General features: G+C 53.7%; 23 protein-coding genes. 6 read left to right on the top strand and 17 right to left on the bottom strand.

Annotated features, from left to right (window positions below; genetic code table 11):
- Positions 1-5 precede the first annotated feature (5 nt).
- The 15 genes from bglF to FOV68_RS10815 form a co-directional block, all read right to left on the bottom strand.
- Positions 6-1,868, bottom strand: a complete 1,863-nt coding sequence (gene bglF, locus FOV68_RS10885) for a PTS beta-glucoside transporter subunit IIABC (protein ID WP_143990828.1) — start codon at positions 1,866-1,868, stop codon at positions 6-8.
- 136 nt (positions 1,869-2,004) lie between these two features.
- Entirely contained in the window at positions 2,005-2,838 is an 834-nt protein-coding gene (licT, locus tag FOV68_RS10880) for a BglG family transcription antiterminator LicT (protein WP_031590710.1), read from the bottom strand.
- A 163-nt stretch (positions 2,839-3,001) separates the two neighbouring features.
- Complete coding sequence (locus FOV68_RS10875) at positions 3,002-4,348, bottom strand: carbohydrate porin (protein ID WP_064702876.1); 1,347 nt, start codon at positions 4,346-4,348, stop codon at positions 3,002-3,004.
- An 806-nt stretch (positions 4,349-5,154) separates the two neighbouring features.
- Complete coding sequence (locus tag FOV68_RS10870) at positions 5,155-5,496, bottom strand: YebG family protein (protein WP_143990827.1); 342 nt, start codon at positions 5,494-5,496, stop codon at positions 5,155-5,157.
- A gap of 158 nt (positions 5,497-5,654) precedes the next feature.
- Positions 5,655-6,449 carry an SIR2 family protein gene (locus FOV68_RS10865; protein ID WP_010247078.1) on the bottom strand — a complete coding sequence of 265 codons (795 nt, stop codon included), beginning with the start codon at positions 6,447-6,449 and terminating at the stop codon, positions 5,655-5,657.
- Entirely contained in the window at positions 6,446-7,006 is a 561-nt protein-coding gene (locus tag FOV68_RS10860) for a non-canonical purine NTP pyrophosphatase (RefSeq protein WP_010247077.1), read from the bottom strand. The genes FOV68_RS10865 and FOV68_RS10860 overlap by 4 nt, the downstream gene beginning before the upstream one ends.
- Positions 7,007-7,162: 156 nt before the next feature.
- Positions 7,163-8,062 carry an ABC transporter substrate-binding protein gene (locus FOV68_RS10855; protein ID WP_064702873.1) on the bottom strand — a complete coding sequence of 300 codons (900 nt, stop codon included), beginning with the start codon at positions 8,060-8,062 and terminating at the stop codon, positions 7,163-7,165.
- Positions 8,059-8,853 (bottom strand): amino acid ABC transporter ATP-binding protein, encoded by a 795-nt coding sequence (locus FOV68_RS10850; protein WP_033763548.1) that lies wholly within the window; start codon positions 8,851-8,853, stop codon positions 8,059-8,061. Before FOV68_RS10850 ends, FOV68_RS10855 begins: the two co-directional genes overlap by 4 nt.
- Positions 8,837-9,763, bottom strand: coding sequence for an amino acid ABC transporter permease (locus tag FOV68_RS10845; protein WP_031590715.1), 927 nt, complete (start codon positions 9,761-9,763; stop codon positions 8,837-8,839). The genes FOV68_RS10850 and FOV68_RS10845 overlap by 17 nt, the downstream gene beginning before the upstream one ends.
- 9 nt (positions 9,764-9,772) lie before the next feature.
- Complete coding sequence (locus tag FOV68_RS10840; protein WP_031590716.1) at positions 9,773-10,291, bottom strand: GNAT family N-acetyltransferase; 519 nt, start codon at positions 10,289-10,291, stop codon at positions 9,773-9,775.
- 10 nt (positions 10,292-10,301) lie between these two features.
- Positions 10,302-11,243, bottom strand: a complete 942-nt coding sequence (locus tag FOV68_RS10835; protein WP_143990826.1) for an ABC transporter substrate-binding protein — start codon at positions 11,241-11,243, stop codon at positions 10,302-10,304.
- Between the two features lie 11 nt (positions 11,244-11,254).
- Complete coding sequence (locus FOV68_RS10830) at positions 11,255-12,568, bottom strand: LLM class flavin-dependent oxidoreductase (protein ID WP_033760494.1); 1,314 nt, start codon at positions 12,566-12,568, stop codon at positions 11,255-11,257.
- A gap of 80 nt (positions 12,569-12,648) precedes the next feature.
- Positions 12,649-13,800, bottom strand: a complete 1,152-nt coding sequence (locus FOV68_RS10825; RefSeq protein WP_143990825.1) for an amidohydrolase — start codon at positions 13,798-13,800, stop codon at positions 12,649-12,651.
- 23 nt (positions 13,801-13,823) lie between these two features.
- Complete coding sequence (locus FOV68_RS10820) at positions 13,824-14,822, bottom strand: MsnO8 family LLM class oxidoreductase (protein ID WP_143990824.1); 999 nt, start codon at positions 14,820-14,822, stop codon at positions 13,824-13,826.
- Between the two features lie 555 nt (positions 14,823-15,377).
- Positions 15,378-16,112 (bottom strand): GntR family transcriptional regulator, encoded by a 735-nt coding sequence (locus tag FOV68_RS10815; RefSeq protein ID WP_143990823.1) that lies wholly within the window; start codon positions 16,110-16,112, stop codon positions 15,378-15,380.
- A gap of 576 nt (positions 16,113-16,688) precedes the next feature.
- Here FOV68_RS10815 and FOV68_RS10810 point away from each other — a divergent pair.
- The 3 genes from FOV68_RS10810 to FOV68_RS10800 are packed head-to-tail and all read left to right on the top strand — an operon-like array spanning position 16,689 to position 18,872.
- The gene (locus tag FOV68_RS10810; RefSeq protein WP_069026758.1) at positions 16,689-17,138 is read left to right on the top strand and encodes a PTS sugar transporter subunit IIA; all 450 of its coding nucleotides are present in this window, start codon (positions 16,689-16,691) and stop codon (positions 17,136-17,138) included.
- Positions 17,139-17,186: 48 nt separating this feature from the next.
- Positions 17,187-17,459 (top strand): PTS sugar transporter subunit IIB, encoded by a 273-nt coding sequence (locus tag FOV68_RS10805; RefSeq protein ID WP_003855084.1) that lies wholly within the window; start codon positions 17,187-17,189, stop codon positions 17,457-17,459.
- Between the two features lie 39 nt (positions 17,460-17,498).
- The gene (locus FOV68_RS10800) at positions 17,499-18,872 is read left to right on the top strand and encodes a PTS ascorbate transporter subunit IIC (protein ID WP_143990822.1); all 1,374 of its coding nucleotides are present in this window, start codon (positions 17,499-17,501) and stop codon (positions 18,870-18,872) included.
- Positions 18,873-18,987: 115 nt separating this feature from the next.
- Here FOV68_RS10800 and FOV68_RS10795 read toward each other — a convergent pair whose 3' ends face one another.
- Positions 18,988-19,401, bottom strand: a complete 414-nt coding sequence (locus FOV68_RS10795) for a type II toxin-antitoxin system HigA family antitoxin (protein ID WP_143990821.1) — start codon at positions 19,399-19,401, stop codon at positions 18,988-18,990.
- Positions 19,398-19,709 carry a type II toxin-antitoxin system HigB family toxin gene (locus FOV68_RS10790; protein WP_143990820.1) on the bottom strand — a complete coding sequence of 104 codons (312 nt, stop codon included), beginning with the start codon at positions 19,707-19,709 and terminating at the stop codon, positions 19,398-19,400. Before FOV68_RS10790 ends, FOV68_RS10795 begins: the two co-directional genes overlap by 4 nt.
- Positions 19,710-20,149: 440 nt before the next feature.
- Between FOV68_RS10790 and FOV68_RS10785 the strand changes: the two genes are divergently transcribed.
- The 3 genes from FOV68_RS10785 to FOV68_RS10775 are packed head-to-tail and all read left to right on the top strand — an operon-like array spanning position 20,150 to position 25,362.
- Positions 20,150-21,703, top strand: coding sequence for an aspartate aminotransferase family protein (locus tag FOV68_RS10785; RefSeq protein ID WP_010247062.1), 1,554 nt, complete (start codon positions 20,150-20,152; stop codon positions 21,701-21,703).
- 10 nt (positions 21,704-21,713) lie between these two features.
- A complete protein-coding gene (locus FOV68_RS10780; RefSeq protein ID WP_039389956.1) occupies positions 21,714-23,006 on the top strand; it encodes a lysine N(6)-hydroxylase/L-ornithine N(5)-oxygenase family protein in 1,293 nt (430 codons plus the stop codon).
- Position 23,007: 1 nt separating this feature from the next.
- Positions 23,008-25,362 (top strand): GNAT family N-acetyltransferase, encoded by a 2,355-nt coding sequence (locus FOV68_RS10775; protein WP_143990819.1) that lies wholly within the window; start codon positions 23,008-23,010, stop codon positions 25,360-25,362.
- Positions 25,363-25,390 lie beyond the last annotated feature (28 nt).

The raw sequence follows: 25,390 nt of genomic DNA, 5'->3' as shown, positions 1-25,390 counted from the left end.
TCCTTTTATTGACGAGTGACGCTGAGTAAAGGCGTACCTGCAGTGACCGCGGTCCCTGCTACAGTCATCACCTCAGGATACTCATCGCTGTTAGTGATAATGATCGGTGTTGCCAGGTCATATCCGGCATCAAGAATGGCCTGACGATCAAACTCCAGCAGCAGATCGCCGGCACTGAACGTGTCGCCCACTTTTACATGTGCCGTGAAAGGTTTGCCGCCGAGACGGACGGTATCGATACCCACATGGATCAACAGCTCAACCCCGCTGTGACTCAGCAGTCCTATGGCGTGTCGGGTCTGAAACAGGGAGGCAACTTCACCCGCGAAGGGCGCAATGACTTTGTTGTCGGAAGGAATGATGGCTGCGCCCTGTCCCAGCAGGCCGCTGGCGAAGGTTGGATCGGGAATCTGATCAAGCGCCAGTACGGTGCCTGTCATCGGTGACAGAATGTCATCTTCGCCAGGAGTGACCGGGCTCGCTGCGTCTGGCGTCGTGTTTCGGGGCATACCCGCTACCAGCGTCATGCCGCAACTCAGTATCAACGCCACTAGCGTCCCGGCAATACCGCCCCATAACGTGGAATCAACACCGCCAGAGGGGATCATCTGGGCGATGGTAAAAATGTTGGCAAAGCCAAATGAATAAACGTGGGTGCTACTGAAGCCAACAATAGCACCGCCGATAGCGCCCGCCACACAGCCAAAGATAAAGGGACGGCGCAGCGGCAGATTAACGCCATAGACGGCCGGTTCAGTGATACCAAAGATCCCTGCTGTCACGGATGAACCCGCCAGCATCTTCTGCCGCGCATCCCGACTACGCAGAAACACCCCCAGCGCCGCGCCAACCTGGCCCATGACAGCAGGCAACAGCATGGGCAGCATTGAGTCATGCCCCAGTACGGCAAGATTGTTGATCATCAGTGGCACCAGTCCCCAGTGCAAACCAAAAATCACACAGACCTGCCACAACGCGCCCAGTGCGGCGCCAGCCAGCCAGGGTGCCAGCGCATAAATCCACTGGTAGCCGTTCGCCAGCATCTGACTTAAGCCCGTGGCCAGTGGGCCAATCACCAGAAAGGTCAGCGGTACAGTGACGCTCAGGCAGATCAGTGGCGCAAAAAAGTTTTTCATGGATGCCGGAAGTCGCCGGCTGCTCTGCTTTTCCAGCCAGCAACTTACCCACGCGGCGAGAATAATCGGGATAACGGACGCACTGTAATTAAACCAGGTCACAGGAATGCCGAGAAACGCGTCCGTCATGGCAACGGATTGCTGGCTGGCATTAAAAGCTGCAATCATCGTCGGATGGGTCAGCGCCCCGCCAATGACCATGGTAATAAAGGGATTACCGCCAAATTTTTTGCCCGCGGTGTAGCCCAGCACCAGTGGAAAGAAGAAAAACAGGGCATCACTTGCCGCAAACCAGATTTTATACGTTCCACTTTGAACAGAAAGCCAGCCACAGACCACGGCCAGCGCCAGTAAACCTTTAAGAATACCGGAGGCGGCAAGAACGCCAATAAACGGGGTAAAAATGCCGGACACAATGTCGATCAGGCGGCTCAAAAGATTACCCGCGACCGCATCCTCTTCTTTCACTGAAGAGGGTTCGTCAGTCAGGCCCGCTTCAGTACGTACTGCCACCCAGACATCGTGAACGTGGTTGCCAATCACTACCTGAAACTGCCCACCGCTTTCAACGACCATAATGACACCCGGATTTTTCTTCAGTCCTTCAGCATCGGCTTTATGGTTGTCTTTCAGTTTGAAGCGCAACCGGGTGGCACAATGAACCAGACTTACGATGTTCTCCCGGCCACCGATATGGCTGAGGATATCCTGCGCCAGCGTGTGATATTCCATCTCGATTTCCTTACAACCGATGCCTGAGGACATCAGTTAACTGAGCCAAAAATGAAAAAACCTGAGAACGTCCTCCTTTCAGAGGCCGCGCTCAGGTTTTGCCTGCGTTGAGCAGTAACAATCCAGTTTATGGAGCTTATTGCCCCTCTTTTCTTACCCGTTCGATATGAATGGCGAGAAACATGATCTCTTCCGCGGTCAGCTCACGCTGATAGCTTTGTTGCAGATGCTGCGCGATTTTCACCGCACATTTCCAGGCTTTGGGATAGTTATCTTTTACAGCTGCATGCAGCGACACATCATCATCGTCTACCACGGTACGCGTCAGCATCCGCTGAGCAAAAAACTTCAGATGGGTGACAAAGCGCTGGTAACTCAGCGACGATTCGTTGTACTCCAGCTGCAATTGATACTTCACCAGTTGCAGAATCTCCTGCATAACCCGGGTGACATGCATCACTTCCGGCATTTCATTATTGAGCTGCGCCGTCACCAGATGCAGCGCGATAAAACCGGCTTCATCCTCAGCCAGTTCGACATTCAGACGACGTAAAATGATAGCCCTGGCCTCCTGACCCAGTTCGAACTCTTTGGGATAGAGGCGTTTGATATCCCACAGCAACACATTTTTAATCGCCAGGCCTTTATTCTGCCGTTCAATGGCAAAGTAGCAGTGGTCAGTCAACGTGATATACAGGCTCTCCTGCAATTTCCCCAGACGTTGTGTTGCAAGATCAATAATGCGGTCGCAGGTGGTCATCACTTCAGGAGGGATCTGGTGTAACAACTCCTCAAGCCGACGTACCAGCAAATCACTTTGCAGCGCGAATACCTTTTCAATGTGCGCCGCGTTGAGACTGTCACCGATACGCTTCTGGAAGGCCAGTCCACGCCCCATCACGACCTGCTCGCGTCCCTGCTCATCCTGAACCATCACCACGTTGTTATTAAGAATTTTGGCGATTTTCATCGGAACCCCAGAAACAAAAAAACCTGACATCCGACAGAGGCCAGAAGTCAGGTTTTGCCTGCCTAAGCAGTAACAATCCAGTTCGGGCACTCTATCAGTTTTCGTCGTGACCTCAATCTGTCAGGGCAAAAAGCGTGACAGCGATCGAAATCCTCTTATTAACTTAAAAAGTAACCACCGTTTTGAGTTCAGTCACCCAGGCATCCTGCGTATGGGTGATACCCGCTGGACGATGCCAGTACTGAAGCCCGGGTTGCAGTTCCAGCCAGGAAAAGGGACGGAATCGGTAATAGAATTCACCATTAAGCGAATGACCAGGAACAGGATGATAAGCAGCATCGTTATAATCAGAAACGCCCCTGTTCATATTTATATAGCGCTGGTTACGCGCATACTGACTGCTCATATCCGTCCAGGTCAGGCCAACGCCTATCCAGTCCTCAGGACGGGCGTCAAACAGACCCCGATAGCGAAGCGAAGCCGCATAGACCGAATGCATATAGTTAGTGCGCTGATCGGCCAGGCTCATGCTAAAGGAGGTACTTAATCCGCGACTCGCGTCATGCTGATGCTGCGTCAACTGCTGGTTAAGACCGGCGTAAAGAAACCATGTTCGGTTATGGTGATCATAACCGCTGGGGTCACTTGCCCCTGCGCCGCCAGACTTACCGCGATAGAGGTCGGTTTGCGGGGCGTTGGTGAATATCACGCCCAGATTATAAGCACCGGGCAGACCGTTAATGACCGGGCGGGCTTCGATTTCCATCGGCAGCAATACGCCTTTGCTGCCCCTGGTGGAGCCACTCCAGGCGTGATGACGACTGGAAGCATCGGGATTCTGCTCCATTACACCGCCTTTTAACGTTACAGTCGGCGTTAACCGGTATTCGAGCGTGGTTCCCCACGTGTGCACGTTCCAGTTGTTCCAGGTCAGTGAGTTAGCGGATTTTCCGCCACACTGCGAAAGCATCTGGAAGTCACAGGGTATGATCTGATCGAATGTCTGAACCTTGTTCATCATTCCGATACGCCATGTCATACGCCGCTCATCGAAACTGCGAGCAAAGGTAAGCCAGCCCAGCCGGGTAATAGATTGCCCACCCCAGCTCTCCTGTGTGAGATCGTTAAAATTCACCCGAGGATCCTGCACGCGTCGGGTGGTCAGATCGTCGTTGTGATTACGGTTTACGATATTCGCTTCGATACGCGCATCGGGAATATGCGTCCAGCGCGACAAATCCTGATTAAACGTTAATGCGAACTGATCGATATAGGCAACGTGTGAGTCGTGATTGTATCCACCGCCGCCATTCCAGCCAATTTCATTCAGGTAGCCCAGGTTATAGGCAAACCCATTATCATTAAGCATTTTACGCAGGCCAGACATTTCACCCAGAATAGGATCTGGAGGGGATTCGAACCCTAATGCTTTTCCGTTCCATTCCTGCGCTATCGATAAAGGTGAAAAGATTAATAATGCACTCGCGCACAGCATGCTTTTAATTTTCATTTTAGCAACCTGTTCTTTAATTTTAATTGCGTAACAGCTCGCAAGAGAGTGTTAAGTCTCCTGTCATCAAATGCATAATTTACCCACCCTGAACCAGTCGATTAAATTTCTATTTATTATCAATATACTGCGCCCAAAAAGAGTAAATCTAAGGCAAAAAAAAACCTAAGCGCTCCACAACGGTAAACATCGTGGAACGCTTAGGTTTTGCCTGTTGTCCAGTAACAACCCTTCGCTGAAAACAGGGCCACTCTATCACTGCCTTTTGATATTGAGTAGTGCTGAAATTTATATTTTCATAAAGTGTGAGCTAATTAACGCTTAATGGTGACGATCATTCCCTTCCCCCTCACAGCAATCATTATTTCGCCACGCGCATTAGCATTAATAACTGCAAGTCAGATAACCTTTCTCACTAACGAATTTAATGAAAAGCATTAGATAGTGTCAAAAAAGGAAATGATAATATCTGAGGCAGTGACGCTTCAGAGCTAACTGGCATGAGATGAATATTATTGCCTTTAACTTCAGGTCAGAGAGATAAGTGCAGGCAGTATAATTGGCTTATTTTTTTCCGGTTTATTCTATGACGACCAGCGAGATGATTGCCAGAGACGTTAAAGTTGATACAGAACAGGAGGAATAAAACTTCAGGGTCATAATGACATACTGGAAAAATCGCAGGCAGTTGTGCAGGATAAAATGCCGGGAAGAAAAACGATCTATAGCCAGGTTAGCAGGAGAACAGCTCAAACCGCTATTCAGAAACAGCAACGCCGGAAGGTTCGCTTCCGGCGTTGGGGCAGTTACGCGGCTTTAACGGCGCGTACTTTCTTTACAGCAGGCTCTTCTGACTGCTCAGCTATGCCATCGTCTGACACAGCGTCTGGCTGAGAGACGGCTGCTGCCGCTTCCGGCAGTTTGCTGGTACGCAGAATATGCTGAACCGCATCTTTCTGCTCTGCAATCAGCAGGCCCAGCGTTTCCGCCTGAGATTCTTCCATTGCAGGTTGATGCTGTAACAGCCAGTCGGTGAAGGCTTCGGCCATATCGAGCATTTTGTCGTAGGCATCGGCCTCTTTCTTATTGGCAAACGTCATCTTCTCTTCACCCTTTCTGACTACTACAAATTTTGTTTCAACAGCCATCTTTTCGCCCTCAGGTACTGTGTATACATACAGTATATCATGCCGGTCATGCTTTGCCAGCAGAGAATAGAGTTTATCGGTTGTGCGCGGGCTAATCTTATCCTGGCACAGGCTTTTTTCATTTTTCCTGACGCATTCTCCGTCGCGAGGTCGGGCGACTACACCAGCAGCTCTTCAAGAAACATCGCCAGCGCCTTACGGGGATCGTCCTCTTCCGAGACGATCACCTCGATCCCCCACTGCCCCAGCACCTCTTTAGCCACCGGGTTGTTCCGGTTAGTGAACAGGTACGATTTTGGCCGGGCGGTTGCCAGCCCGGTGCGGCCCCACATCTTGGTCAGACGATAAAACAGCAGGCGAATATTGAAATCACTAATGCTGTAGCCGACAAACAGCACTGAGTTGCCCATCACATCGTGAGTCAGTTTGATGTCGAGCGGCGAATCAAAATAGAGGCGTTCAAAATAGCTGCTCTCATCGAGCACGATTGAGGTGTCATCATCAAAATCACCGTGCAGCTTGATGATGTGACGCTTATCTTCGGTGAGAGAGACCAGGTCCGCGGCGTTGGCCACTTTGTAATAGGGTACGCCGTGCGCTTCATGCGCCGCTTCCAGCCAGCGATCGTAATTGGTGGTGTAGATACGCGAGAAGTTACCCTGCGTAATCATGGTATGAATTTCAGAAGAGCGGACATCAATATCGGGGCGATGCCATTCGCGATCCATCCAGCTGCGCAGCGGGCCAAGCGAGCCTTTTTTCTGTTTGTAATACTCCGCCAGCGACAGGTGCGTGCCATAGGTATTGAAGATTTTTGGATCGTAACCCAGCTCATTAGCAAGATGCGCAATCAGTTCATGCCACTCGGGCAGGCCAAAATTGCGCGAAATACCGGCACCGGCAAACAGAATCAGTTTGCCAGAATCATAGGCGCGTTTGAGTTCAGGTTTCATGCCATGCCCCGCGAGGTTTTTAAAAAGGTGGCGAAGCGATCCAGCGCGATGCGCCGCATCGAGATCTCATTCTTGAGTTCGCCCATTTCAGCAAACGTCTGCTCATAGCCTTCGGGAATAAAGACGCAGTCCCACTGAAAGCCGCGCGTTCCGGCAGGTTTCGCGGCGATGGTGCCGCGCAGTTCACCCGAAAACTGGTACATTTTTCGACCATCGCAGTAGCCAAGCACCGTTTTGGCCGTCACGGCCTGGCTGTCGAGCCCCTGCACCAGCGCGGTAAAGCGCTCAGCGTCCAGGCGGTTCCAGAAGATGCGGGTCAGGCCGGCGGGCAGACCATTGAGGCCGTCCAGATAGAGGCCGGTATGCTCTACAAACAGCGGTCGCCCAATCAGCGAAAAGGCTTTGGTCAGTTTGTCGCGTACCAGGTCGAGTTCGTTTTCAGTCTGAATTTCTTCGATGCGACGGGCGATGGGCAGAACTTCGACCCCGACAGGTTCGAGTATTTTGCGCACCTCCGCCAGCTTTTGCTCATTGGCAGAAAGGAATCTGATTTTCATGGGGCTTCCAGGTCAATTACTCCGCCACGCAGTGAGGATTTTACGGAAACAGGCGGGCAGGATAAATCACTAACGCTGGAGAGTGTAGTTCAATTCTGTGCTCATCAGGTTGAAGTGCGCAGAACCGGCCCGCCTGCTGCGGCCGGTTCTGCAGACTCAGTAAACAATACCGGGTGGATTCACCGTGGACTGAGTGATGGCTTCATCCTGTTCGCCCCAGCGTGCCAGCACCTGCTGGTACTGTCCGCCTGCGATGGTGCCATCCAGCGCAGCCTGCAGCGCGGGTGCCAGGCCATTGCCCTTTTTGGTGGTCACGGCGACCCAGGCGCGAAACGGTCCGCTGCCAACCAGCTTTGTCTGTCCGCGTGACGCCACTTTCCAGGCCGCCATCGAGTGAGGGCCAAACATCGCATCTGCCCGTCCCGACAGCAGCGTCAGCGTCGCGGAGGCATCATCGGTAAGGTAAACCGGCGTTACCGCAGGCAGACCTTTAGCCCGGTTCTGCTCATCCCAGCTCAGTAAAATACGCTCCTGATTGGTGCCCGAGGCGACGATAATCCGCTTACCGGCAATATCCGCCGGACTATTAATTTTGCTGATATTACTGTCGCTTTTCACCGCAAAAGCATGGTTGTCGGCGCGATACGTCGCAAAATCGAACTTCTTCTTACGCTCTTCGGTCACGGCAATATTGAACATCGCAACATCATAGCGCCCGGCGCTGATGCCCAGTGGCCAGTCCTCCCAGGAAGCCGGAACCAGCCTGAGTTTCAGGCCCAGGCTATCAGCAAGGAGTCTGGCGATATCGGGATCGCTGCCGATCCGCGTGACGTTGTCAGACGCCAGCAGCGACAGCGGCGGCGAGTTGGTCGCCGAGGTGGCGACCGTCAGGGTGCCCGGTTCGATAAAGCGGTAATTGGCCGGAATTTTACCGATAGCCTGCGGATTGGCCGGTGCATGAATCGGCGTCTCGTTGTGCAGGACATCGAGCTTCTCAGCCGCAGAACAGGCCAGCGCCGGAAGCAGCGTCAGAACCGTTAACGTTAATGCCCTCATAACACGCGCGCCAGAAACCGTCGTGTGCGCTCATGACGCGGATTATTGAGCACCTGGGTGGTGCTGCCCTGCTCTACAATCCGGCCATCCACCATAAAGACCACGCTGTCCGCCACTTCACGGGCAAAGCCGATCTCGTGTGTCACAATCACCAGCGTGGTGCCGGAACGCGCCAGCTTTTTAATCACATCCAGCACTTCGCCCACCAGTTCCGGGTCCAGCGCCGAGGTCGGCTCATCAAACAGCATGACCCGTGGATTGAGCATCAGCGCACGCGCAATCGCGATGCGCTGCTGCTGCCCGCCCGACAGGTGACGCGGCCACGCATCGGCTTTATGCCGCAGCCCTACAATATCCAGCAGTTCGCCCGCACGCTGTATCGCTTCCGGTTTCGTTAACTGACGATGGGCAATCGGCGCTTCAATCAGGTTATCCAGCACGCTGAGGTGTGGGAACAGATTGAAGTTCTGGAACACGTAGCCGACGTTGATGCGCTGGCGCAGAATCGCCTTCTCTTTCAGTTCATACAGCTTATTGCCGCGCTGCTGATAGCCGATGTAGTCGCCATCAATCTGAATAAATCCTTCGTCGACCCGTTCCAGATGATTGATGGTACGCAGCAGCGTGGATTTACCGGAGCCGGACGGCCCGAGGATCACCGTGACGGACCCCGGTGCCAGTGACAGCGATACATCATCCAGCGCTTTATGTTTACCAAATCGTTTACTGACGCCGGTGATGCTGATGGCACCGGTAGTGTGTGAGGTGCGGTAATCAATGGCTTCGGACATGGCTGATCTCCTCGGTCGGATGAAGTGGCGTGGCGCGGTTGCGCCATTGTCGCCAGCGCGACGGTTGCGGTTCACGGGTGACGCTGCGGGCCATCCAGCGTTCGGCGTTGTACTGAATCACGGACAACACGGTGGTGATAATCAGATACCAGGCGGCACCAACCATCAGCAGTGGGATTACTTCCTGATTGCGGTTGTAGATCATCTGGATGGTGTAGAACAGCTCCGGCATCGCCAGCACATAAACCACGGATGTGCCTTTCGCCAGACTGATGATCTCGTTGAACGCGGTGGGAATAATGGCTCGAAGCGCCTGCGGCAGAATGATGCGGAAGGTGCGGCGTGTGGCGGAGAGACCCAGCGCGGACGCGGCTTCCACCTGACCGTGATCGACGCCGAGGATCCCGCCACGAATAATTTCCGCGCTGTAGGCCGCCTGCACCAGCGTCAGACCGATAACGGCTGCCTGAAACTGCCCCAGCACGTTAATCGTCTGATACGCCCCCCAGGAGAGGCCGGTAAACGGAATGCCGACAGACAGGGTGTCGTAGAGATAGGAGAAGTTATAAAGAATGATCAGCACCACAATCAGCGGCAGTGACCTGAACAGCCAGATATAACCCCATGCCAGCGTGCTCAGCAGCCACGATGAGGAGAGACGTGCCAGCGCCAGCAGACCGCCCAGAAACAGACTGAATATCGTACCCAGCAGCGTCAGCAGCAGCGTCTGGCCCAGACCGTGCAGGATCACCGGATCAAAGAACCAGCGGGCAAACACGCTCCATTCCCAGCGCGGATTAAAGGCCACTGACTGCACCACGCCTGCCAGAATAAACAGCGCAACGATAGCGCCTGCGGTGCGTGCCGGGTAGCGTGCCGGCACCACCTGCAGATGTTGATGTTTGCTCATGTTCACTCCTTAACTCGCCGCAGCAACGTTATAGACGCCGATCACTTTGATAAAACGCAGTCGCCCGTCGTGCGGCGGCTGGCCGTAACGCTCCAGATCCCCGCTGAGATCAAACTGTGGCTGATAGCCGTGACCGGTATAGAGCCGCACCGCCTCGGGCTGACGGAAGCCGGTTGTAAGGAACAGCCGCTGATAACCCGCCTGTAAGGCGCGACGCTCCAGCTCCTGTAACACCACCAGCGCCAGTCCCTGACGACGCAGATCGCTGCGGGTCCAGATGCGCTTCAGCTCGGCGGTCTGCGGGTCATAGGGTTTATAAGCGCCCATCGCGATGATCTCGCCGTCACGCTCCAGCACGATAAACAGCCCCTGCGGCGGCAGATACCATTCGGTCAGCTCCTGCTCCTGCTCATTACGACGGGAAAAATAGTCGCCATAGCGTGCGGAATATTCGCCAAACAGGCCGCCCAGGATCGGTTGCAACTCCGGCGCGTCGGGTGAAACTTCGCGAAAAGTCGATTCACTCATGGTCAGCTCCTTAGTCGCCCAGCCCGGCGGGATTGATTTCAGAACGATCGATCTTCTCAACGCCTTCACCCCAGCGGTTCAGCACCTTCTGATAGTCACCGTTGCCGATCACGCCGTTCAGCGCGGTGCTGATCGGTTCCGCCAGACCGCTGTCTTTCTTCACGGTAACGGCAATGTGCGCCGCTTTGGGCCAGCCGCCATCGACGCTGCCGACCAGACGGGTTTTACCGGTCAGTGCCGCTTTCCAAGCACCAATCACATTGGGACCAAAGTAGGCATCAGCCCTGCCTGCCTGCAGCGCCAGCGTCTGTGCGGCATCATCTTTGGTATAAACCGGCGTGAAGGCTTTCAGGCCTTTAGCCTGATTCTCTTTATCCCACGCCAGCAGAATCGCCTCCTGATTGGTGCCGGATCCCACAATGATCCTCAGCCCGGCAATGTCTTCTGCTTTTGTCAGTGACTTTATCGGGCTGCTGGTTTTGACATAAAAGCCCAGTGAATCTTTGCGATAGGTAGCGAAGTCAAACTTCTCTTTACGATCTTTGGTCACGGTAATATTGGAGATCGCCGCGTCATACTTGCCCGAGGCCACGCCCAGCGGCCAGTCTTCCCAGGACGCTGGCACCACGTTGAGTTTTAATCCCAGGCTGTCAGCCACCAGCCGGGCAATATCCACTTCACTGCCAAGCAGCGTTTTGTTGTCATCGGAAAACACCGTTAACGGCGGGGAGTTCAGCGCGGCGACCGCCACGGTAAAGGAACCCGGCACCACAAAATGGTGACCCGCAGGCAGTTGCGCGATCGCCTCCGGATTCTTCACGGTATTGATCGGCGCTTTGTTAGCTTCAAGGCTGACGCGCTGGCCGTTATAGGAGACGCTGGTATCTTCAGCCAGCGCATGGCTACTGGCCGCCAGAATAAGCAGGGCGATAAGACGCGATGTTTTGTTCATGGCTTGTGCTCTTATTGTGAGGTGAACTGATTAACGGGTTGTTTCAGGGCGAAGCTGTCACGTAGCGTGCTGCCGGGATAGTCGCGGCGCGTCAGGCCGCGAGCCTGCAGAATCGGCACTACGCGGTCGACAAAACGTTCAAAGGTATCGGGCGTGCCGCCGTTAATGATGAAGCCGTCAGTGGCGTGGGTTTCAAACCAGAGCTGCAGGCCATCCGCCACCTCTTCCGGCGTGCCGTGAAACAGCGGACGTGGCGTTGCCGCTTCCAGCGCGGCCTGGCGCAGGGTATGCCCATGCTGCTGTGCTTTGCGTTTGATCTCGTCGGTGGTGCTGCGGAAGCTGTTCTGACCGATGTCACCGATATCCGGGAACGGCTGATCCAGCGGATACTGAGAGAAGTCGTGATGGTCGAAGAAACGCCCCAGGTAGTTAAGCGCATCGGTAATCGACACCAGCGCCGCCGTGGTCTGATACTGGCGCTCCACGTCCTCTGCATCATCGCCAACAATCACGCTGACACCCTGGAAGATGTGCAAATCGTCTGGCTGACGGCCATTCGCCACCAGTTGCTGTTTCACATCCTGGTAAAATGCCTGCGCCTCTTCACGCGTCGGCTGATGGGTGAAGATGGCGTCAGCATGACGCGCCGCCAGTTTTTTACCGTCGTCGGACGCGCCCGCCTGGAAGATAATCGGACGACCCTGCGGCGTGCGGGCGATGTTCAGCGGCCCCTGCACTTGGAAGAAATCACCGTGATGATCGAGCGTGTGCAGCTTCGCCGGATCGAAAAATTGTCCGCTCGCCTTATCACGGACAAAAGCATCCTGCTCCCACGAATCCCACAATCCTTTCACCACCTGCAGATACTCATCGGCAATGCGGTAACGCAATGCGTGCTCCGGGTGCTGCTGGCGTGAGAAGTTTTTGGCCGAGCCTTCCAGCGGTGACGTCACCACGTTCCAGCCTGCACGCCCGCCGCTGAGATGATCAAGGCTGGCAAACTGACGCGCCACGGTGAACGGCTCGCTGTAAGAGGTCGATACCGTGCCAACCAGCCCCAGATGTTCAGTGACGCCCGCCAGCGCCGAGAGCAGCGTCAGTGGCTCAAAGCGATTCAGAAAGTGCGGGATCGACTTTTCGTTAATAAACAACCCGTCGGCGACAAACAGAAAATCGAGTTTGCCCTGTTCCGCCTTACGGGCGATTTTTTTGGCGTAATCCAGATTAATACTGGCATCGGCCTGCGCCGCCGGATGGCGCCAGGCGGACATGTTTCCCGATGCGCCATGCAGAATAGTGCCCAGCCGAAGTTGTCTTGTGGTCATGATGCTCTCTCTTTTTTAGTCGTAGCGATGCCAGGCAACGGTGGTCAGAACCGTCGTGATTTAGCGGGTTGCAGATGAATTCAGTTCAGAATGGCTTCCCGACATCGCGCATTAAGATGTTGCAGCGCCTGGCGAGCCAGTCGGGCGAAGTAGTCGGCGGCGGGCGCAATAAGCGCCTCATCCGGGGTAAAGCTGGCATGGTGCAGACCAAAGTCACTGGCGCTGCCGATGCTGACAAACGCCCCCGGCACCTGTTGCAGATAGAAGGCAAAATCCTCACCCAGCAGATGGAGATCGGCGGTCTGCACCCGATAGCCCGCCTGCTGCGCCACTTCGCTGCTGAAGGTCGCCCAGTGCGCATCGTTGATCAGCACTGGCGGACCAGGATGCCAGCTCAGGGTTGCCTGTGCGCCATTGGCTGCGGCGAAGTGCTCAACCAGCGTGCGCACCCGCTGTTCCAGTTCGGCGCGCACCTGTAAATCGTGGGTTCGGGCCGTGCCGCCAAACTCAACGCCGCCGGGTAATACGTTCCAGCTTTTGCCACCGTCGATGCGGGTAATGCTCAGTACCAGACTGTCCAGGGCACTGAAACTGCGGCTGGTGAGCCCCTGTAACGCCTGGATAATCTGGCTGGCCGTCACAATGCTGTCGACACCCTGCTCCGGATAGGCGGCATGTGCGCCTTTGCCGGTGACGCGGATAATAAATTTGTCAGCGTTGGCGTAGAACGCCCCGCTGCGGGTGGCAAAGGTGCCGACGGGCAGTGAAGGCTCGTTGTGCATCCCGAAGATAGCCTGAACCTCATCCAGTACCCCCGCCTCAATAAACTGACGCGCACCGCGCGCTATCTCTTCAGCGGGCTGGAACAGGATGCGCACCCGGCCAGGTAATAGATCGGGCTGTGCGTTGAGCGTTAACGCCGCGCCCAGCATGACCGCACTGTGCAGGTCGTGGCCGCAGGCGTGCATCACGCCAGGGTGGCGGGAGTGAAAACGCACCCCGCTCGCCTCATGGAACGGCAGGGCATCAATGTCGGCGCGCAGCGCGATCACTATCTCTCCGCTGCCAATTTCTGCCACCAGGCCGGTTTCCAGTGGATAGTCCAGCAGCCGGATACCCGCCGCCTGCAACCAGCCCCGCAGTCGCGCGGTGGTGGCAAACTCCTGACCCGACAGCTCCGGCCAGGTGTGCAGTTCGCGTCGCCATTCAATCAGTTGTGACTCAGGGTTCATGATGACTCTCCACTGACGGGGATTCAGGCTGCGACCAGATGATGCGTGGCCAGCAGTTCAAGTGACTGCAGACGCGCAACCGGCTCGGTAATCGGCGTGTCGATAACAAATTCATCAATGTCAAAATTATGATGCAGCGCGTCCAGCTGGGCATGAACCTGCGCCGCCGTGCCTTTCAGAAGTGACGGCGTGCGCGGCTCAATCTGATAATCGCGGTATCCGCCCTGACGCACATAGCGCTCCGCCTGCTCCAGGCTGGCGACGTTGACGCTCGGGCCATCTTTCACCGCTACATGGTAGTGACGAAGGTTGGCTACAAGCAGGTCAGCCCCGGCGGGTGAGTCGGCTACCACCACCTGTACTGCCACCAGTGCGCGCTGACCCTGGCTCAGGCGGGAGTAGGTACTCAGCGCATGCTCCAGCAACTTGCGGTCACCATTGAGGTGAGCGGCAAAGACAAACTGCCAGCCCAGACTAGCGGCCAGCCGAGCGCTCTCTTCACTGGCACCCAGCAGAAAACGGTTCGCCGGACGTGACGGCAGTGGCGTGGCGGCTAAACCCTCGTCGTCAGGATCAGCCTGATCGGGCTTGAGCCAGCTATCCAACAGTTGAAGCTGTTCGGCAAAGCTCCCTTTTTTAGCGGCATCAACACCCTGTTGCAGCGCATGGGTGGAGAGTGGAAGTCCGCCCGGCGCTTTTCCCACGCCGAGGTCAATGCGGCCCGGTGCCAGCGAAGCGAGCAGATTAAAATTCTCTGCCACTTTATAAGGGCTGTAGTGCTGCAACATCACCCCGCCCGATCCGACGCGAATATGTCGGGTCTGGGCAATAATCCAGGCAATTAATACCTCAGGTGAAGGACTGGCCAGCTGCGCGGTGTTGTGATGTTCCGCCAGCCAGAAGCGGTGATAACCCCACTCCTCTGCCCGCTGCGCCATCTGCAGCGTGCGCTGCAGCGCCGCGGTGGGTGATTCACCCTGCAGCACGGGCGCTTTATCTAACAGACTTAATCGATATGCCATTCACCTGGTCCTTGTTTATTCCGGTTGCAGACCAGTGTGCTGCGCAGTCGATCATTGGTAAAACATCATATTGTTTTATGCATTATTGATTTCCTCATAATGGAGAACAGTGAGAAGTGAAAGGCGGCAAACGGGCTATGAAACAGGGAATCAGGCAGATATTTTGCGTATAACGCTATTCGTTGCCTGATATTCAGGTGAGTAAAATCGGCGAACTGGCAAAGGTTTGCAGAAAATCGTCTTACGTATGGAGAGATGACAGTTGTTGTTAGCCGCGACTGCAGGAATTTCAGACAGCCTGAATTCAGGGCATTGAAATACATTCTTCACAGGATGGTGAAGCACGGGTCGCCAGATAGATAAATAAGCATATGAAGAATGTAATTGAGTCAGAGATAACTCATTGCAACTGCCAGATGTTTTACAGGACCTTATACATTATCCGGAATTAAGACCCTCTGCTGTAATGAGAGGTGTAAACCGGGCATGAATCGGTCTGATAGGGTCATATCCGGGCACCGCAATAGTATTGCGGCCAGAAACAAGATTATTTTTCTAAGGCCGTTGCGAATTTTGTTTCAACGGGAAAAATCGGGTGTTGATAAGCGCCACATTCACTTCACAGGGAACGCCGTCGTCGAGATAAACGGTTTCATTAAGCTGAATGGCAGCATCCCCTTCTGCTAAATTAAGCAGAGTAAGCGACTGTGTATCCGTAAGATTGACGGCCGTTAAATGCTGGTCCCTTAGCTGCACTTTCTTACCGGTAACTTCTTCAATGTAGGCATATTTTGACAGTTCCAGCTTGCTGAACTCCATGCTGCTAAACATATTAACCGGCAGGTGAATATGTTCCAGAGCCACCGGGATGTCATCGAAACACATCAGGCGTAAAATTTTATAGATCTGATCGCTGTTCTTTATACGCAGCGCCTGAGCTATATCAGCAGAAGGAACCTTAATGATGCTGACCGATATGATTTTTCTTACACCTTTATGGCTATTTCTTTGAGCCTGGTAATCAAAAGGTGAAAGCACATGATATCGGTTCGCCTGGCTACTCATCTCCGTGGAACCGACAAAAATACCCGACCCTTTAACCCGGTAAATTCTCTGCTGCTCCACCAGAATGCGTGTGGCTTCACGCACCGTTGCGCGAGTAATGCCGATGCTTTTGGCAATTGATATTTCGGTATCCAGTTTCTCTCCGGGTCGAAGGCCATCATCCTTAATTTTATTGAGGATGTAATCAACAACCTCTTTTTGTTTTTCAGTAATGCCATCAACCATTGGCTTTCTTCCCGTTTGAGTGAAGGACAGACTCCCTCTAATCCGTGTCAGTACAGTTCTGCCTGACATTGCCGGATGAGTACCACTTCCGCTAGCTGAATATGTGATCAACTTATCAAATTGGCACTGATGTTAAGCCTGATAAGCAATATTTTAACTTTACATGTTGTGTCCGTACACCTCGAAGGACATCATCAGGATGACTAGACACCTTTAAAATGTATAGATGTGATGAACGTTGTGAAATATAACCCCATCTGAACAATGAGAAAATATTTTTTTAATAACCACATGAAAATAATGAATTTTAAGGATATTACGTCGTTTTACTACATTCGCTTTTTGTTTCGATCTGCTGACAGAACGTTTATCTAAAAAAGTGATAACGGGGGTTTTCAGGGAAACTGACTGTACATAATCAGGAATTTATGAAAAATCGGAATGCATAACAGACCCTGTTCCGGTTGAGAAAATTTTATATGAGATGGGTTATGCGCAACCGGGAGCGAACGAACGCCACACGGTTTATGCGTTTAGTTAAATTTTATTGCGCATTTAAACAGGAGGAGTAAGACGATGTCACACCTGGCTAAGTGGTTAGATAACGAAAAAATCCAGTATGTTGAAAGCGTGACTGACTGGCAGGAAGCGTTAGTTATTGCGGGACGTCCTCTGCTCAGTGAGGGCGCAATATCGCAAGATTATATTGATGCGATTATTCAGCAAAAAGAGGAGATCGGTCCCTTTTTTGTCATCGCGCCGCAGATTGCCATGCCCCACGCTCGCCCGGAACAGGGCGCACACAAACTGGGGTTGTCGATTGTGCTGCTGGGTACAGCAGTGAAGTTTGACTCCGAAGAGAACGACCCGGTGAAGGCCATTTTCATGTTTGCTGCACCGGACAGTAATAGCCATATCGAAATGATCTCCCAGCTGGCGGAAGTGCTGTCCGATGAAGAGATCATGGCGCAGATATTCAATGCGAGCAGCAAAGAAGCGCTCATGACGATTTTATCAGGCGTTTAGTCTGCCCGTTGAAACCCGAATTTTAATCATTAATTAATGAGGTTTGATATGAAAATTATGGCGGTATGTGGTTCAGGTTTAGGCAGCAGCTTCATGATGGAAATGAACATCAAGAAAGTGCTTAAAACAATCGGTGTTGAAGCTGAAGTGGAACATTCGGATCTCGGCTCTGTCACCCCCGATGTGGCGGATGTTTTTGTTATGGCCAAAGACATTGCCTATAGCGCAAACCTTCCTGAACAGAAGGTCATCATCATCAATAACATCATTGACCTGAAAGAAGTGGAGCAGAAAATACGCGAGTATTTTGAGAAAAACTGACGCTGATAATTAGATAAACACCTTACCCTCGAGGTTAATATGTTTACTCAAAATCTTTTGCAGTTCGTTGTCGACGTGCTGAAAGTACCCTCTATATTAGTCGGACTGGTGGCATTTTTCGGACTGATTGCGCAGAAGAAGCCGTTTCCTGATGTTATCAAGGGCACGGTAAAAACTATTCTGGGCTTCCTGGTACTGGCAGGTGGCGCGACTGTTCTGGTCGGTTCACTGACGCCACTGGGCGACATTTTCAAACATGCGTTTGATGTTCAGGGCATCATTCCTAATAACGAAGCGATGGTCTCTATCGCTCTGGCAAAATATGGTGCGCCTACCACGATGATCATGGCCTTCGGCATGGTCGCCAACATCGTTGTCGCCCGCTTCACCCGACTGAAATATATCTATCTGTCAGGGCATGTGACGTTCTATATGGCCTGTATGATCGCGATTATTTTATCGGTTGCTGGTTTTGAAGGTATTCAGCTTATTTACACCGGGTCACTGCTGTTGGGCATTCTGATGGCCACCTTCCCGGCAATCGCTCAGCCCTATATGCGTAAGATCATTGGTGGCGACCATGTCGCGCTGGCGCATACCGGGACAATTGGCTATGTCTTATCAGGCTGGATCGGCTCTTTGGCAGGCAAAGGATCTAAATCTACCGAAGAGATGAACATGCCAAAAAACCTCAGTTTTTTGCGCGACAGTACCATCTCGATCTCTCTGACGATGATGATTATCTACTTAATCCTGTCGGTGTCTGCCGGTAAAGAATATGTAGAGGCTAATTTCAGCAATGGTCAGAACTACCTGGTTTACTCCTTTATCCAGGCCATTACCTTTGCGGCGGGCGTCTTTATCATTCTGCAGGGTGTGCGCTTAATCCTGGCTGAAATTGTCCCTGCCTTTACCGGCTTTTCAGAAAAACTGGTTCCGGAAGCCAGACCGGCGCTGGATTGCCCGATTGTCTTCCCCTACGCCCCGAATGCGGTGCTGGTTGGCTTTATCTCCAGCTTTTTCGGTGGCCTGGTGGGGCTGTTTGTTCTCGGTCAGCTGCATTGGGTATTAATTCTGCCGGGTGTGGTTCCTCACTTCTTCTGTGGCGCTACGGCTGGCGTGTTTGGTAATGCGACCGGCGGCAAGCGCGGGGCGATTTGCGGTGCCTTTGCTCATGGCCTTTTAATTACCTTCCTGCCTGTCGCCCTGCTGCCGGTACTCGGACAGATAGGGCTGACCAACACCACCTTCTCGGATACCGACTTCGGCGTCACCGGCATCCTGCTGGGTAATATGGCTCACTTTATGGATAAGGGAACCATCACCATGATTATCACCGGCATTTTTGGCTTGTTAGTGATTTATAACTTTACGGCTAAAAAGAAGGCGCCTGTAGAAACGAATGCAGGGTAATAGTAACGCTTAATGGCAACCAGAAAGGGCAATGAGCGCTTTCTGGTTGTTTGCGGAATACCTTCATCATTCAGTTTCCAGAAAGAAAACCGCACTGATATAAGTTCAGGCTCAGTTATTCAGCGAACGCTTCAAACGGCAGGTTAAAACGCGCTGCCAGTCGGGCTTTATGTTTATCCGTCAGGGGGCGATCACCACGCAGGATACGACTGACATAAGAGCGCTGCCCTATTTCATCCGCAAAAGAGGATTGAGTCAGGCCGTGCTGATCCATGATGACCCGCAAAAGTGCCACTCCGCGCGGCATAGCATCAGTACGCGCGTTAAACGCAGCAAACTCAGGGGCGCTGTTTTCGTATCGGGCGACCTTATCAGACAATATCTCTACTAACGGGCTGTCCGGCTGGTGCTCAACCAGATATTCAACCAGTTCCAGCGCCTGCTCGTAGTCCCTTTTATCGGTACTGCCTCCCAGAAAGGGAACAATTCTGACCAGGTCATTGGTCGTCTGGATTGCTTCGGTAATCATTCTTTACTCTCCCGGTACTTCTTCACCAGCTTGTCATATTCCGCATGCATCACGATGTGCTTGATAAAAATTTTGCCTCGATCAAAGTCAGCATAGAACATGATCCTCAGGCTGTTTCCGCCCACATCGATTACCCACCACTTTTCCCGGTACTTCATGCGGTCAAGGCTCTGAAAGCGAATTTTCAGCGCATCTGGCGTGGCAAAGTTTTCGTCCCTGAGGACCAGATAAGCCGCATCCAGTGCGGAAGCATGATTTAGATAAATTATTGCCGCTTCCCTGAACGGCCCTCTTGAGATGATATGCATTTTTCTCTCAAACTTTCCATGTTGGAAACATTCTAACCCACGAAGCTAATGTTTCCAACATGGAACACACACAGATGAGTCCTTAATGAATTGCTGGCACTAACCCTCATAAAAAAAGGACTATTCCGATCGAAAAAAGTGATCAACATCACATTTTCAACATTAGACATACTAATAAATAAAATTTAACAACAAAACAATTGAATGATAATGATTAACATTTACACTCTCATCCGCATATAACAAAGCGTTTAACGCTGCCTTATCCACAAATAATATGCGGTATTTACCCTTTTTAAGGTGAAAACACTAAACCACTTAATGGTCAGGGTTTTTATCTGGTTAGTTAGTTTTATGTTTACTGGAGTTGTTGAGCGGACATCCAACGCTGCTGACCTTACGTCGGCAGGGTCACTGGTATTAACACACAGGAACTGAACATGCTTTTACGCTCATCCACTCAGGCGGCACAGGATCTCGCGCCAGCATCCAACGCCAGCGGTGCCGAAACGGCTATTTTTAACGATCAGCAACTGGCGGCCTGGTCGCAGCAGACTCAGGAGGTGCTGGCGCTAATGACCCGTACCGTTACCGGCGTTGAGAAGCCTTTCAGCGGTATCCTGCCCCATGAACTGGCGGCGGAATTCAGTGAGGTCGATCTCGATCGTCCACTGGGTAACAACGATGACGCCCTGACAGAGCTGAGTCAGCTCTATCTGCGTGACGCCGTCTGGTTTCACCACCCTAAATATCTGGCGCACCTGAACTGCCCGGTCGTGCTGCCCTCTCTGATGGCTGAGCAGATTATGGCGGCGGTGAATAGCTCGGTCGACACCTGGGATCAGAGCGCAGGCGGTACGCTGATTGAGCAGAAGGTGATCGACTGGACCCTTGGCCGCATCGGTCTTCCTGCCGGATCTGATGGGATCTTCACCAGCGGCGGCACCCAATCCAACCTGATGGCAATGCTGCTGGCGCGTGATAGCTGGTGCGCGGCACATCATCCGGGGCATCTGATTAAACATCGCGGCCTGCCTGAGACCGCGTCGAAATGGCGGGTGTTTACCTCGAAACTCAGCCACTTCAGCATCCAGAAATCGATGGCGATTTTAGGGCTGGGCTATGACGCAGTTATCGCCGTTGATCACGACGCCCACTACCGTATGGACGCAGCGTGCCTGGCTAAGGAGATCGAGAAATGTCGCAGTGAAGGGCTGATCCCGATTGCTGTGGTTGCCACCAGCGGCACCACGGACTTTGGCAGCATCGATCCGCTGCCGGAGATCGCCCGTCTCTGTGACGATTATGGTTTGTGGATGCATGTTGACGCCGCCTACGGCTGTGGGCTGCTGGTCTCAGAGAATCATCGCTCACGCCTGAATGGCATTGAACGGGCTGATTCCGTCACCGTCGATTATCACAAATCTTTCTTCCAGACCGTCAGCTGCGGTGCATTCTTTGTGCGGGACAGCCACAACCTGAAGCATGTCACGCACCATGCAGATTACCTGAATCCGCTCAGCGCCCAGCAGGAAGGCACACCGAATCTGGTCAACAAAAGCATTCAGACCACCCGCCGATTTGATGCGCTAAAAATGTGGCTGACCCTGCGCGTGATGGGTCCGGCGGCGCTGGGTGACGCTTTCGATACGCTGATAGAGCTGACACAGGCGGCTCATGAGCGTTTAACTGCGCATCCTGCTATCGAAGTGCTGCACGCGCCTGAGCTGACCACCCAGATTTTCCGCTACGTGCCCGGCAAAAACGCCAGCGACGCACAGATCGACGAAATCAACGCCGCTATCCGTAAAGCGCTCTTCCGCTCCGGCAACGCAGTGATTGCCGGCACCAAAGTCGATGGGCGTCAGTACCTGAAATTCACCCTGTTAAATCCCACCACGACCATCGCCGACATCGAAGATGTGCTGAGCCTGATCGCGCACTATGGCCGCGAGCAGGTACGTGCGTCTGCGCTGAACGCGGCGAAACAGTGAGAGCTCTGAAATGAATAATTCCGTTTACGATTTTATTGGTATCGGTATCGGTCCTTTTAACCTGAGCCTGGCCTGTCTGAGTGAGCCGGTTGAGGGGCTGAACGGTCTTTTCCTGGATGAGAACCCGGGCTTTGACTGGCACACCGGCATGATGCTGGAAAATGCCCATCTGCAGACGCCGTTTATGGCCGATCTGGTGACGCTCGCCGATCCGACCAGCCCTTACAGCCTGCTTAACTACATGAAGGAAAAGGGGAAATTATACTCTTTTTATATCCGCGAAGACTTCTTCCTGATGCGCAAAGAGTATAATCAGTACTGCCAGTGGGCCAGTTCACGGCTCTCTAATCTGCGCTGGAACAGCCACGTTGAGTATGTCAGCTACGATGAGACGGCTGGCGTCTATCAACTCCAGGTGACCGACACCCGAAATGGCCAGAAACAGAACTATCTGGCACGACATCTGATCCTCGGCACCGGGCCTAAAGCCTGGATGCCGGAGTGCAGTCAACCGCACCGCCAGCGCCTGACGCACTCAAGCCACTATCTGGTCAACAAGGCCGAACTGCAGCAGAAGCGTTCCATCACCGTGCTGGGCAGCGGCCAGAGCGCGGCAGAAATCTACTACGACCTGCTGACCGATATCGACCGCTTTGGCTATCAGCTCAACTGGATCACCCGCGCGCCGCGCTTCTATCCGCTGGAGTACACCAAGCTCACGCTGGAGATGACCTCGCCGGAATGGGTCGACTATTTCCACGCCCTGCCCGCCAGCACCCGTGACGAACTGAATGCGCGCCACAAGAATCTCTACAAAGGCATCAACAGCAGCCTGATTAACGATATTTATGACCTGATGTATGTCAAACAGCTCGACGGCGATCTGAACGTTAACCTGTTTACTCACTCGGCGCTGACCGCTATGCGCTGGCTGCCGCAGGGAGAGTTTGAGCTGACGCTGCATCAGGAGGAGCAGGATTGCACCTTCACCCGTCGCACCGAAGGACTGGTGATGGCGACCGGCTATCACTACCAGCCACCGATGTTTTTAGAGGGCATCAACGCCCGCCTGCGCTGGGATGACAAAGGCCGCTACGACGTACAGCGCAACTACAGCATCGATTATCACAATCAGATCTTTGTGCAGAACGCCGAACTGCACACCCACGGTTTTGTTACGCCGGATCTCGGCATGGCCTGCTACCGCAACTCGGTGCTGCTGCGCGAACTGACCGGACGCGAGGTCTACCCGATCGAGCGTCAGATTGCCTTCCAGACCTTCCCGGCTAAATCGGAGCACTGAGATGAGTTCACAAACACTGTTCAGCGCCGCCCGCCCCGCAGGCCAGTTCACCCTGAGGCCCATGCTCGCCAGCGATGCGCCGCTGATTCACAGCTGGGTCACCCGCGATTACGCCCGCTTCTGGGGCATGCAGCAGCAGAGCCTGAATCAGGTCGCTGAGTTCTATCAGACACTGACCGCAGCCGATCCCCATGCTGCGCTGATTGGCTGCTGCAACAATCAGCCGGTCTGCCTGATTGAGTGCTATCGCGCCTGCGACGACGAGGTCGGCAAATTTTATCCTGCCGCACCCGATGATTACGGCATGCATATTCTGATTGCCCCCGCCAGCCAGCCGATCAAAGCCTTCAGCTGGCAGGTCTTCACGCTGGTGATGGACTACATGTTCAGCCGCCCCGAGGTGCGCCGCGTGGTGGTAGAGCCGGATGTGCGCAATGAGAAGATTCATGTGCTGAATAAGCGTGCCGGGTTCCGCTATCAGCACACCATTGACATGGGTCATAAAACCGCCTGGCTGGCCTTTTGCCAGCGGGAAGATTATCAACACGCGTTACTGCAGGAGTCGCAGACTATGAACACCCCCTCTTCGCTGATGAACGGTACACATCTGACGGGCGACCACTGGGCGCAGGCAAACCGCATGCTGATCCGTAAAGCGATTGCCGAGTTCGCGCATGAAAAAATCATTACGCCACAGGAGTCGGGCAACGGCAGCTATCAGCTTGCGGTGCCAGGCGGTGAAGCGAGCTACCATTTCCGGGCGTCGCGGCTGGCGCTGGATCACTGGGAAATCGATGCCGGCTCACTGCGCAAGCAGGAGAACGGTCGTGATCTGCCGCTGGATGCGCTGAAGTTTATCGTGGAGTTTAACGGCGAGATCGGTATTACACAGGCGCTGCTGGCGACCTACATGGAAGAGATCAGCAGCACGCTATGCAGCAGCGTTTATAAGCTGCAGAAGAATAATCCTGACAGCCAGGCGCTGGTCTCAGCCGATTTCCAGACGGTGGAAGCGGCGATGACCGAAGGCCATCCCTGCTTTGTTGCCAACAACGGGCGTATTGGCTTTGATGCCCATGATTATCTGGCGTATGCGCCCGAGGCCGCCGCGCCCGTTCACCTCATCTGGGTCGCGGTTCATCGCCGCAACGCCCATTTCTCCAGCCTCAGCGAGCTGAGCTATGAGCAGTTGATGCGTGATGAACTGGGCGATACCACCCTGGAGCAGTTTACTGCGCAGCTGGTGAATAAAGGACTGGCGGTTGAGGAGTATATCCTGATGCCGGTGCATCCGTGGCAGTGGCAGAACAAGCTGCTGACCGTGTTTGCGGCGGACATAGCCAGTCACGATATTGTTTATCTGGGCACCGGAGACGATGCTTACCAGGCACAGCAGTCGATCCGCACCTTCTTTAACCGCAGCCAGCCCGCGAAACGCTACGTGAAAACCGCCCTGTCGGTGCTGAACATGGGCTTTATGCGCGGACTGTCCCCCTACTATATGGCGACAACGCCCGCGATAAACGGCTGGCTGGAACAACTGGTTGCTGGCGATGCGTGGCTGAATCGCTGTGATTTCCGCATCCTGCGCGAAGTCGCGGCGGTCGGCTATCACAACCGCTACTATGAGCAGGCGATCAAAGGCGACTCCGCCTATAAAAAGATGTTCGCTGCGCTGTGGCGGGATAATCCTGCGGCTAGCCTGCAACCCGGCCAGCGCCTGATGACCATGGCCTCTTTCCTGCATGTCGATCACCAGCAGCAGGCACTGCTGCCTGCGCTGATAGCGGATTCTGGTTTGCCCGCGAAGCAGTGGATAGAACGCTACCTGACCTGCTATCTCAGCCCGCTGCTGCACTGCTTCTATCAGCATGACCTGGTGTTTATGCCGCACGGTGAAAACCTCATCATGCTGCTGGAGAACAACGTGCCGGTCAGTGCATACATGAAGGATATCGGCGAAGAGATCGCCGTGATGAATCCGGATGCGGTGCTGCCGGAAGGCGTGCAGCGTCTGGCGGTGGATGTGCCGGAGAACCTGAAGCTGCTCTCAATCTTCACCGATGTGTTTGACTGCATCTTCCGCTTTATCAGCGCGATCCTGCATCAGTCAGGAACGTTGCCGGAGGAAGAGTTCTGGCAGGCGGTGGCGCAGTGCGTGAAAGATTACCAGCAGGCGCACCCGGAGCATGCCACTAAGTTCGCGCGCTATGACATGTTCGCGCCGGAGTTTACCCGCTCTTGCCTGAACCGCCTGCAGCTGGCGAATAATCAGCAGATGATAAACCTCGCCGATCCCGCTGAGAACCTCAAGTTCGCCGGAACGCTGATTAACCCGATCGCCCGCTGGCATTAAGCGTTACACTGTCACGCTGAAATTATGC

Origin of the sequence: Pantoea sp. paga (assembly GCF_007558755.1) — a bacterium.
Classification (GTDB): Bacteria; Pseudomonadota; Gammaproteobacteria; order Enterobacterales; family Enterobacteriaceae; genus Pantoea; species Pantoea agglomerans.
This window is presented reverse-complemented; position numbering and strand designations above follow the sequence as displayed.

Coding starts and splice junctions, on each gene's coding strand:
- bglF (WP_143990828.1), bottom strand. CDS start 1,868: ATGGAATATCACACGCTGGCGCAGGATATCCTCAGCCATATCGGTGGC.
- licT (WP_031590710.1), bottom strand. CDS start 2,838: ATGAAAATCGCCAAAATTCTTAATAACAACGTGGTGATGGTTCAGGAT.
- FOV68_RS10875 (WP_064702876.1), bottom strand. CDS start 4,348: ATGAAAATTAAAAGCATGCTGTGCGCGAGTGCATTATTAATCTTTTCA.
- FOV68_RS10870 (WP_143990827.1), bottom strand. CDS start 5,496: ATGGCTGTTGAAACAAAATTTGTAGTAGTCAGAAAGGGTGAAGAGAAG.
- FOV68_RS10865 (WP_010247078.1), bottom strand. CDS start 6,449: ATGAAACCTGAACTCAAACGCGCCTATGATTCTGGCAAACTGATTCTG.
- FOV68_RS10860 (WP_010247077.1), bottom strand. CDS start 7,006: ATGAAAATCAGATTCCTTTCTGCCAATGAGCAAAAGCTGGCGGAGGTG.
- FOV68_RS10855 (WP_064702873.1), bottom strand. CDS start 8,062: ATGAGGGCATTAACGTTAACGGTTCTGACGCTGCTTCCGGCGCTGGCC.
- FOV68_RS10850 (WP_033763548.1), bottom strand. CDS start 8,853: ATGTCCGAAGCCATTGATTACCGCACCTCACACACTACCGGTGCCATC.
- FOV68_RS10845 (WP_031590715.1), bottom strand. CDS start 9,763: ATGAGCAAACATCAACATCTGCAGGTGGTGCCGGCACGCTACCCGGCA.
- FOV68_RS10840 (WP_031590716.1), bottom strand. CDS start 10,291: ATGAGTGAATCGACTTTTCGCGAAGTTTCACCCGACGCGCCGGAGTTG.
- FOV68_RS10835 (WP_143990826.1), bottom strand. CDS start 11,243: ATGAACAAAACATCGCGTCTTATCGCCCTGCTTATTCTGGCGGCCAGT.
- FOV68_RS10830 (WP_033760494.1), bottom strand. CDS start 12,568: ATGACCACAAGACAACTTCGGCTGGGCACTATTCTGCATGGCGCATCG.
- FOV68_RS10825 (WP_143990825.1), bottom strand. CDS start 13,800: ATGAACCCTGAGTCACAACTGATTGAATGGCGACGCGAACTGCACACC.
- FOV68_RS10820 (WP_143990824.1), bottom strand. CDS start 14,822: ATGGCATATCGATTAAGTCTGTTAGATAAAGCGCCCGTGCTGCAGGGT.
- FOV68_RS10815 (WP_143990823.1), bottom strand. CDS start 16,112: ATGGTTGATGGCATTACTGAAAAACAAAAAGAGGTTGTTGATTACATC.
- FOV68_RS10810 (WP_069026758.1), top strand. CDS start 16,689: ATGTCACACCTGGCTAAGTGGTTAGATAACGAAAAAATCCAGTATGTT.
- FOV68_RS10805 (WP_003855084.1), top strand. CDS start 17,187: ATGAAAATTATGGCGGTATGTGGTTCAGGTTTAGGCAGCAGCTTCATG.
- FOV68_RS10800 (WP_143990822.1), top strand. CDS start 17,499: ATGTTTACTCAAAATCTTTTGCAGTTCGTTGTCGACGTGCTGAAAGTA.
- FOV68_RS10795 (WP_143990821.1), bottom strand. CDS start 19,401: ATGATTACCGAAGCAATCCAGACGACCAATGACCTGGTCAGAATTGTT.
- FOV68_RS10790 (WP_143990820.1), bottom strand. CDS start 19,709: ATGCATATCATCTCAAGAGGGCCGTTCAGGGAAGCGGCAATAATTTAT.
- FOV68_RS10785 (WP_010247062.1), top strand. CDS start 20,150: ATGCTTTTACGCTCATCCACTCAGGCGGCACAGGATCTCGCGCCAGCA.
- FOV68_RS10780 (WP_039389956.1), top strand. CDS start 21,714: ATGAATAATTCCGTTTACGATTTTATTGGTATCGGTATCGGTCCTTTT.
- FOV68_RS10775 (WP_143990819.1), top strand. CDS start 23,008: ATGAGTTCACAAACACTGTTCAGCGCCGCCCGCCCCGCAGGCCAGTTC.